Raw genomic sequence first — 8,248 nt, forward strand, 5'->3', positions numbered from 1 at the left:
TTTACCGAAAAAACTATTTCATAAGTTTCGGAAATAATAAGGTAAGAAAAACCCCCCTCGCCAACATAAAAAGAACCATACCCAACCATAAGGCATGATTGTTCAGTGTTGGATATAGCAAATAAAAGGGTAAAAAGAAAAAAAACACCGACGCTATAACCATACTATTGCGCATGGCCACCGAAGCCGTTGCTCCAACAAATACGCCATCCCATATATAGGAACCAAAACTAACCAAAGGTAAAATTACAATCCATGGCAAAAACTCTTTGCCTCGTTCTATTACCTCGATTTGGTCGGTAAAAAACGACAGCAAATGTTGGCCTGCTACACCATAAACAATTGTAAATAATAAACCCAATCCAGAACCCCATCCAAATAAAAGACGCAAGGTTTGTTTCATATAAGCTTTGTTGCCGGCACCGAACCAACGGCCAACCATGGCTTCGGCAGCATATGCAAATCCATCCAAAAAATATGAAAAAAATAGTAAAAACTGTAGCAAAACACTGTTGGCGGCAAGTGTTATGTCCCCCAATCCGGCCGACTTAGATGTAAAAAACGTAAACACGGCTATAATACCTAATGTACGAATAAAAATATCTCGGCCAACATTTATTAAACGTGTTAAGCCTTTTCTCAGATATTCTATCTTTATCGTAAAATATTGCCATACCCAACGATATTTTTTAAAGAAAAAAACTAACGCCAATACCAACCCACTATATTGCCCCACTACCGAACCTAATGCAACTCCCTTAGCTTGCATGCCAAAAAAGCGTACAAATAAAATACTGCACACTACATTGATTAAATTAACTGATACAGAAATAATCATAGGATAGTATGCATTTTGCATTCCCAAAAACCAACCGGAAAATACCATTAGCGAAATGGCGGCAGGGGCTGCCCATATCCTCACATAATAATATTGTCGTGATATTTCCTTAACACTATCAGACCCCTCTAAAAGACGGAAGGCAATTTGTGCCACTGGAACCTGTAACATCAATAACATAAAAGAACCAGCCAAAGCAATCATTAATCCCCGCTGAAGCACCAATGACATCTCTTGCCTATTTCTTCCCCCAAACGCCTGTGCTGAAAAACCGCTTATACTCATCCGCAAAAATGAGAAACCCCAGTAAATAAAATTGAAAATAACTCCACCCAACGCCACAGCCCCCATAAAAACAGAACTATCTAAATGTCCCATCAAATGAAGATCTACCATGCCTAATAAAGGTATGGTTAAATTCGAAAGAATATTAGGAACAGCCAATCGAAGGATCTCTTTATTCATATTCTAATTTTAGGTCAGTTATTAAAGCTTAATTTTAAAACTACAAATGTAACAATGTATTCAGACTTATCATTTGCTTGTAATCAATGCCACATTCCCTTTATTAACATTTTTTCATCTTGTTTATTTGGAATTAATCCAAATAGGCATTAATTTTGGACAACATTATCCGAATTAAAGAAATGTCTAATCGTAAAAACTAAAATATTATGGCTTTTGAATTACCAAAATTAGATTATGCGTACAACGCACTTGAGCCCTACATTGATGCTCAAACCATGGAAATCCATCATACCAAACACCATGGGGCCTACACTTCAAAATTAAATGCTGCCATTGAAGGGACCGACTTGGCGAATAAAAGCATTGAAGAAATTTTAGCTAACGTATCTCAACATTCTGCTGCGGTACGTAATAATGGTGGTGGTTATTACAACCACAATTTATTCTGGAAAATTATGACTCCCAACGGGGGTGGAAAACCATCAGGCCAACTTCTAGAAGCCATCGAAAAGGACTTTGGTTCTTTTGAACAATTTAAAGAAACTTTTAACAATGCTGCAGCCAGTCGTTTCGGCTCAGGATGGGCCTGGCTTGTCAAGCAGGAAAATGGGAAATTAGTTGTTGGCAGCACCCCAAATCAGGATAATCCTTTAATGGACTTATCAGAACTCAAAGGTACACCCATCTTAGGACTGGATGTGTGGGAACATGCTTATTACCTAAAATATCAGAACAAACGTCCGGAATATATTGATGCTTTCTGGAATGTTGTTAACTGGGAGGAAGTGGCCAAACGCTTTAGCGCCTAAAATTACTTATTAACCATTTGTCAATCAACTTCTAAGCCCGCGAAAATTTGTTTCGTGGGCTTTTTTTGTTATGATGAATTATAATTTTCTGCCAATTTGACAAACTCTACCAGTCTTTTCTTTTTTAATCTCGGTTCTTATTACATTTGTAACATAAAAACATAATAATTATGTCTCAAATTGATCCTCAGATTGAAGAAAGCTGGAAGAAAGTTCTGATTAATGAATTCAATTCTCCTTATTTTTTAAGTCTCAAGCAATTTTTAATCGAAAGGAAAAAAAAACATACCATTTATCCTCCCGGTCCTCTAATTTTCAATGCATTTAACCAAACTCCCCTAGACCGTGTTAAAGTTGTGATAATTGGACAAGATCCATACCATGGTCCCGGCCAGGCACATGGTCTTTGTTTTTCGGTTCCCGAAGGAATTAAACTGCCACCCTCTTTACAAAATATCTTCAAAGAAATTGCAGATGATATTGGGACCCCACCACCAGCCTCGGGCGATTTGACACGCTGGGCAAAACAAGGAGTCCTTTTGCTCAATGCCACACTTACGGTACGGGCTCATACACCAGGCTCACACCAAAATAAAGGCTGGGAACAGTTTACTGATGCAGTTATAAAATTTGTTTCCGATTATCGGGATAATATCGTCTTTTTACTTTGGGGCAGATATGCGCAAAATAAAGAAGAACTAATAGATAGCACCAAACACTTAATTTTAAAAGCAGCACATCCGTCGCCTTTCTCTGCCCGAAATGGATTCTTTGGATGTAAGCACTTCTCTAAAACCAATCAATGGTTAGAAGAACACGGAATACAAAAAATTGAATGGTAAAGAAAACACAATAAACGAATAAAACGATCATGGCGACTTTTGACACAAAAGAGCATGTATAAAAGACAAAGGCAGAAGTGAACAGGCAGAAGGCAGAAGAAGTGATTAGTCATTAGTCAACAAGTGGTTAGTGTTAAATAACTAATGACTAAAGACCAACCACTAATGACTACTTTTAAGAAACAATATATCAATGAAGTAAGTATAAATCTATACGGATGAGATATATTGCTATAAAGGTGATTCATATTCAAAAAATAAAATCCCTTTGCCAATACAGCTGACAAAGGGATTTTTTTCATTTTAAATTGCAAACTCGTTAATAATTGCCGTTACTTATTTTATTTCAATAATGCGAGATGGTTTGGGCTTAACTTCTTCACGCTTTTGTAAAGTAATAATCAATAAACCATCTTTATACTTCGCATTTATTTTGCTCTCATCCACTTCATTCTTGGGAATGGAGAATGAACGATTAAAGGATGAGTAGCAGAATTCGCGACGTGTATACCCTTTTTCTTCATCTTTCTCTTCTGATTTATCCTCTACTTCGGCAGAAATACTCAGGACTCCATTGTTAATTTCGACTTTGAAATCATCTTTTTTCATTCCCGGGGCAGCAACTTCTATTACATATTCATTTTCATCTTCCCGTACATTTACTGCGGGAGTTGAAGCTCTTCGCCAGGGAAAAACCGGAGTGTTAAAGAAATCACCACCAAAGAAATCATCAAAAATATTGGTGATGTCGGGAAACTGGTTATTAAATCTTCTTACAACTGTCATAGCTAAATCCTCCTATTTTTTTAGTTCGACATTTTCTTTAAGCATTCGCTTTAGCATTTTTCAAACCCAATGCCAATTCAAAAAAAACGTCCAAACAGGAGAATTTTTCATTATTTTATGTCATTTTGACATCTTTCTTTGTTAAACAATGCCATTATGACAGCTAAAATATCTTCTTTTTCACTATTCTTATCTTACTCATCTTTTATTACAACTTTCATTTATTGGCACAAAACCCAGCTAATTCATTATTATTAGGAACATTGCTTAATTAAACGTTTATAAATATCCTTATTGTGCCAAACGTTTCTGGTTTTGCTCGATGCATCCTCAAAAGAACAGTGAAAACAGAAATTTCAGGGAATTAAACTACAGTTAACATAGAGATAATACATTTACCATTCAAAACAATAATCTTTGAAGTGTGGAAACAATTTAATTTCCTCCCAACAATTCCTGTGTGAAAAGGGTCGTTTCGAATGCGGAACGACCCTTTTGTATTAAATCAACCTCTTTTAAAAAGAGCCTTTAATATATATGTTATCAAATGAGGATTTTCTTTTAACCGACGAGAAGAATAGCCAAACCACTCTTTACCATAAGGAACATAAACCCTCATGGGATGCCCTGCCTTAACAATCTGAGCCCGCAAATCAGGAGTCACTCCATATAACATCTGAAATTCATAACGGTCAGGCTTTACTGCAAGCGATTTTATCAGCGTTTGTGCATAATCCGTCAATGCCCGGTCGTGGGTGGCGATTCCAACATAGATCCCCTTTTGAAGAAAAAACTCTAAAGCTTTAATGTATTGTTCATTAATAACTTTTCGTTCTTTATAAGCAATCTCTGGTGGTTCCACATATATCCCTTTACAAAGACGTACATTGACGGGTGTCGAAGAAGAATGCAATTTCTCCAGGAAGAGTAAATCGTTCGGTGTTCGCTTTAAATAAGCCTGAATAACTATCCCTACGTTTTGTGGGAATTCGGCATGTAATCTTCGATATAATTCCAACTCATCATCAACACATCGACTATCTTCCATGTCAATACGTACAAAAGAATTATATTCCTTTGCCTTGGCTACAACTTCCCTAACAAACTGACAACATACTTCGAAATCTATTAACATTCCAAAATTGGAAGGTTTAAGAGAATATGTTACAGACAATTTTTCTCGCTCAAAACGCTCTATCATATCTTTATAAATATCCCGAACCATTCTGGCCTCTCCAATATCAGTTATATATTCGCCCAAATGGTCAATGGTTGACGAAACACCATTTTTTGCAAGCCGAGAAGCAACGGCCACCGCGCTGTCCAATGTTTCTCCTGCAATATATCTTTTAGAGAAAAGCCAAACAATTTTTTTGGGCATCCACGGCAAAACTGAAGCAATTATTTTATTAATCATACGTTAAAACAATAAGGGCCAATAATCCATCCGGACTTTGGTAGGTGAATAATAATCAACCTTTAAAATTTCCATTTTCAGCATTAAAAAAAAATGATTCATCTCATTATCAGCGCTACCAAGGAAGAAAACTTAAAACCAATTATTTTTTCTTTTCTGTAGGCCAAGCTAAAAGTAAAGCCAAAAAGAAGTCAGGAAGATATTGTCTCTGCAGAGTTATTGCATTTAGGGCACCACACTATCCACCTAACAAATGCAAGGTGGGGAACAGCATTTTTTGACAAATGATTAAACAATCTTTTACATGGGTTTTAAGAAAGGTAAGCCTTTCCATTTTCTCCATTCGTTGCCATCCAATTCGGCCGAATGTAATTCACACTGGTTACCTGTTATTTTTTATTTTCTTATTGAGCCATACTTTCCTCTGCTCATTTAATTCGGCAAAAGCCCAAAACTGTGACTATCAGGGTGGACAAAACGACGATTGGATTTTCGACAAACGTTGCGCTCCGGTTACGGTACAGCGTACTGTTACCTTTCGGGGAGTCAATGACGGTGGAACCGGAAATGTAAGCATTTATTTTGATTGGGGTGATGGATCTACCCCCGATATTGTGCCGGCAACCGAAATAAGTTCCAATAATTGGCAAGCTGATGCTTCACATATTTACCCAATCGGAGGAGACAATTGTAATTATGAAGCACAAGCTTACTTAATGGTTAACGGAGTTCTTTGCACCAGCTCGGTTCAGACCCAAATTGCCACAGTTTGGGATATAGACAATCAAAATGGAGGAATCATTGACATTTCTCCTGAAATATATCCCATATGCGTAGGTAACGATGGCAGCGTCCAATTTGCAGACATTAGCCAGTGGAATTGTACACCACCCGATGAAGAAGACACGCCTAACTTTAGAAATCGATGGACCCAATGGGTTTACGGTACCGACACAACCAATATCTCTACCGCCACGGTTGACGGTATAAATTATCCATGGCCATACTATGGACCAATAAATTATTACGCCGGTGATACTGTTTTATCTCCAGCCCCACCGGCGTCCCTTTCCGAAACCATTTATATACCGCCCGGATACAATGTTGGCGACCGTTTTATTGTAACAATTCGAAACTGGAACGCCTGCAACCCGTATGATGACCCATCCATTCCGGGTCCACCATCCGACCCTGTAAATGGCGATCATCCGCCTGTTGTAACCACTGCGATGGCGATTATTGTCGATCTGCCGGATAACACCATTTCGGCTGCAGGCCCTTTTTGCGAAACCGATTTACCAACACAACTAATCGCTGCAACCCCCGGCGGAACATGGTCAGGACCGGGGATAGACCCTGAAACTGGCATTTTTAATCCCACAGAGGCGGGAGCCGGCAACCATAACATTGAATACAATGTTACCAATTCTAATGGCTGTTCTGTTACCGGCTCAATAAATCTGGAAGTAAAAGAATCACCTGTTGTTAACATCGCTCCGGGAACTGAGGTTTTCCTTTGTCCCGGACTAGACCTTCAACTATTCGCAGAAATTTCCGGTGGCACCCCACCCTATACGATAAACTGGAGTGGCGACACCTTGCCTCTAAACAATACTAACACAGTAAATCCGACCTTTTATACTACCAACATCGGAACTTATCATTTAACAGCGTTGGTTACAGACGATACCGGTTGTTCAAATCAAACCGACATAACCATTGAAGTAGAAGATGTCTTTATAAACTTTGATCCAAATCCCATAGCATTGTGTGCCGGTGAAACCATGGTTTTATCGCCCATAATCTCAGGAGGAAGTAGAAATTTTATTACCCACATATGGTCAGGTCCAAACGTTGATAAATTATCGGCAACCGATATTGCTAACCCGGTATTTTTCTCCACAGACACCGGCACATTTCAATTCAATTATCAGGTTGTAGATAGTATGGGATGTTCTGACCAAACAAACTTAACAGTTATCGTAAAAGAAAAGCCTTTTGCTTATGCAGGTGTCGATACTTTAACATGCTCACTACAGTATCAGCTGCATGGAAATGTAAATAACGCCGACAGTTCTCATTGGTCAGTAATCTCGGGGCCGGGAAACATTTTCTTTGACGACCAAAATTTGGGCACGGCGACTATTTCTGCCGATCAACCGGGCACTTATTTACTTGTATGGGAACTACGAAAAGGGAACTGCCTGGATACCGATACTGTGGAAATAACCTTTTCAGAGGCTCCCACACCAACAATTATTGGTCCTTTTCAACTTTGCGGATTAATAGCAGAGCTTGAAACATTTCCGGGGATAAACGCCGGAACTTGGTCATTAACTTCAGGACCGGGAGAAGCATCTTTTTCGAATATAAACAATCCGCAAACACAGGTAGAGGTATCTACTCCCGGCATTTATACCTTTAGCCGGCTGGAGGTCTCACCTGACGGATGTATTGGTGAAACCACCCAAACCATCGAATTTCTACCCCAAGCCATTGCGGATATGGGGTCTGTTGATGCAGAAAACTGCTCTCCTATTGAAATCACTTTTGAAAATCATTCCATTAATGCTGATACTTACCAATGGAATTTTGGTGACGGAAGTGCTTCTAGCGAAGAATTGCCAACTCATATCTACGCCGTAAGCGGAACAGAACCAGACACATTAACAATTGAATTACAAGCTTTAAATTTACATGGCTGCAACGATACTATTTCAAAACAAATAATTATTAAACCTGTCCCTGTCGCATCTTTTGATGCCGATCCGCTGGCAGGATGTTCACCGCTTGAGGTCTCGTTTACCAACAACTCGGCAGGTGCCGACATATTTTATTGGAATTTCGGTGATTCTTCTTCTATAGAAACAGGGTTTTCCCCTTCTCATACTTTTGTAAATGCTGAAAACTACGTACAATCATATCAAGTCAATCTTACTGCTGAAAATAGTTATGGATGTACCAACTCCCATTCTGTATATATTACCGTTTATCCCGGATTATGCATTAGAATAATTAAAAGGTGGACTTAGGCTTTCCACTTTCGCAAATATTCCGTCCATCCAGGGTCGCCTTTTTGCATTCAAAG

The 8,248-nt window shown here is 38.7% G+C and carries 6 protein-coding genes; 3 read left to right on the plus strand and 3 right to left on the minus strand.

The annotated features are described in order from the left end of the window. Nucleotides 1–13: 13 nt before the first annotated feature. Complete coding sequence (locus BM130_RS06675; protein WP_010527027.1) at nucleotides 14–1,303, minus strand: MATE family efflux transporter; 1,290 nt, start codon at nucleotides 1,301–1,303, stop codon at nucleotides 14–16. 209 nt (nucleotides 1,304–1,512) lie between these two features. Here BM130_RS06675 and BM130_RS06680 point away from each other — a divergent pair, with 209 nt between their 5' ends. Beyond that, on the plus strand, nucleotides 1,513–2,115 hold the full coding sequence (locus tag BM130_RS06680) for a superoxide dismutase (protein ID WP_010527026.1): 603 nt from the start codon (nucleotides 1,513–1,515) through the stop codon (nucleotides 2,113–2,115). A 170-nt stretch (nucleotides 2,116–2,285) separates the two neighbouring features. Beyond that, nucleotides 2,286–2,957: a uracil-DNA glycosylase gene (gene ung, locus BM130_RS06685; protein WP_010527025.1), complete on the plus strand. Its 672-nt coding sequence runs from the start codon at nucleotides 2,286–2,288 to the stop codon at nucleotides 2,955–2,957. A 336-nt stretch (nucleotides 2,958–3,293) separates the two neighbouring features. Here ung and BM130_RS06690 read toward each other — a convergent pair whose 3' ends face one another. Further along, on the minus strand, nucleotides 3,294–3,743 hold the full coding sequence (locus tag BM130_RS06690; protein WP_010527024.1) for an Hsp20/alpha crystallin family protein: 450 nt from the start codon (nucleotides 3,741–3,743) through the stop codon (nucleotides 3,294–3,296). 505 nt (nucleotides 3,744–4,248) lie between these two features. Next, on the minus strand, nucleotides 4,249–5,160 hold the full coding sequence (locus BM130_RS06695; protein WP_029626528.1) for a proline dehydrogenase family protein: 912 nt from the start codon (nucleotides 5,158–5,160) through the stop codon (nucleotides 4,249–4,251). A 407-nt stretch (nucleotides 5,161–5,567) separates the two neighbouring features. Between BM130_RS06695 and BM130_RS06700 the strand changes: the two genes are divergently transcribed. Continuing rightward, nucleotides 5,568–8,192: a PKD domain-containing protein gene (locus BM130_RS06700; protein ID WP_254771979.1), complete on the plus strand. Its 2,625-nt coding sequence runs from the start codon at nucleotides 5,568–5,570 to the stop codon at nucleotides 8,190–8,192. Nucleotides 8,193–8,248: the final 56 nt, after the last annotated feature.

It is taken from the genome of Thermophagus xiamenensis (assembly GCF_900112795.1).
GTDB lineage: Bacteria > Bacteroidota > Bacteroidia > Bacteroidales > Marinilabiliaceae > Thermophagus > Thermophagus xiamenensis.

Excerpts from the sequence above, each read along its gene's own strand:
- BM130_RS06680 (WP_010527026.1), top strand. The coding sequence starts at position 1,513 with ATGGCTTTTGAATTACCAAAATTAGATTATGCGTACAACGCACTTGAG.
- BM130_RS06695 (WP_029626528.1), bottom strand. The coding sequence starts at position 5,160 with ATGATTAATAAAATAATTGCTTCAGTTTTGCCGTGGATGCCCAAAAAA.
- BM130_RS06690 (WP_010527024.1), bottom strand. The coding sequence starts at position 3,743 with ATGACAGTTGTAAGAAGATTTAATAACCAGTTTCCCGACATCACCAAT.
- ung (WP_010527025.1), top strand. The coding sequence starts at position 2,286 with ATGTCTCAAATTGATCCTCAGATTGAAGAAAGCTGGAAGAAAGTTCTG.
- BM130_RS06675 (WP_010527027.1), bottom strand. The coding sequence starts at position 1,303 with ATGAATAAAGAGATCCTTCGATTGGCTGTTCCTAATATTCTTTCGAAT.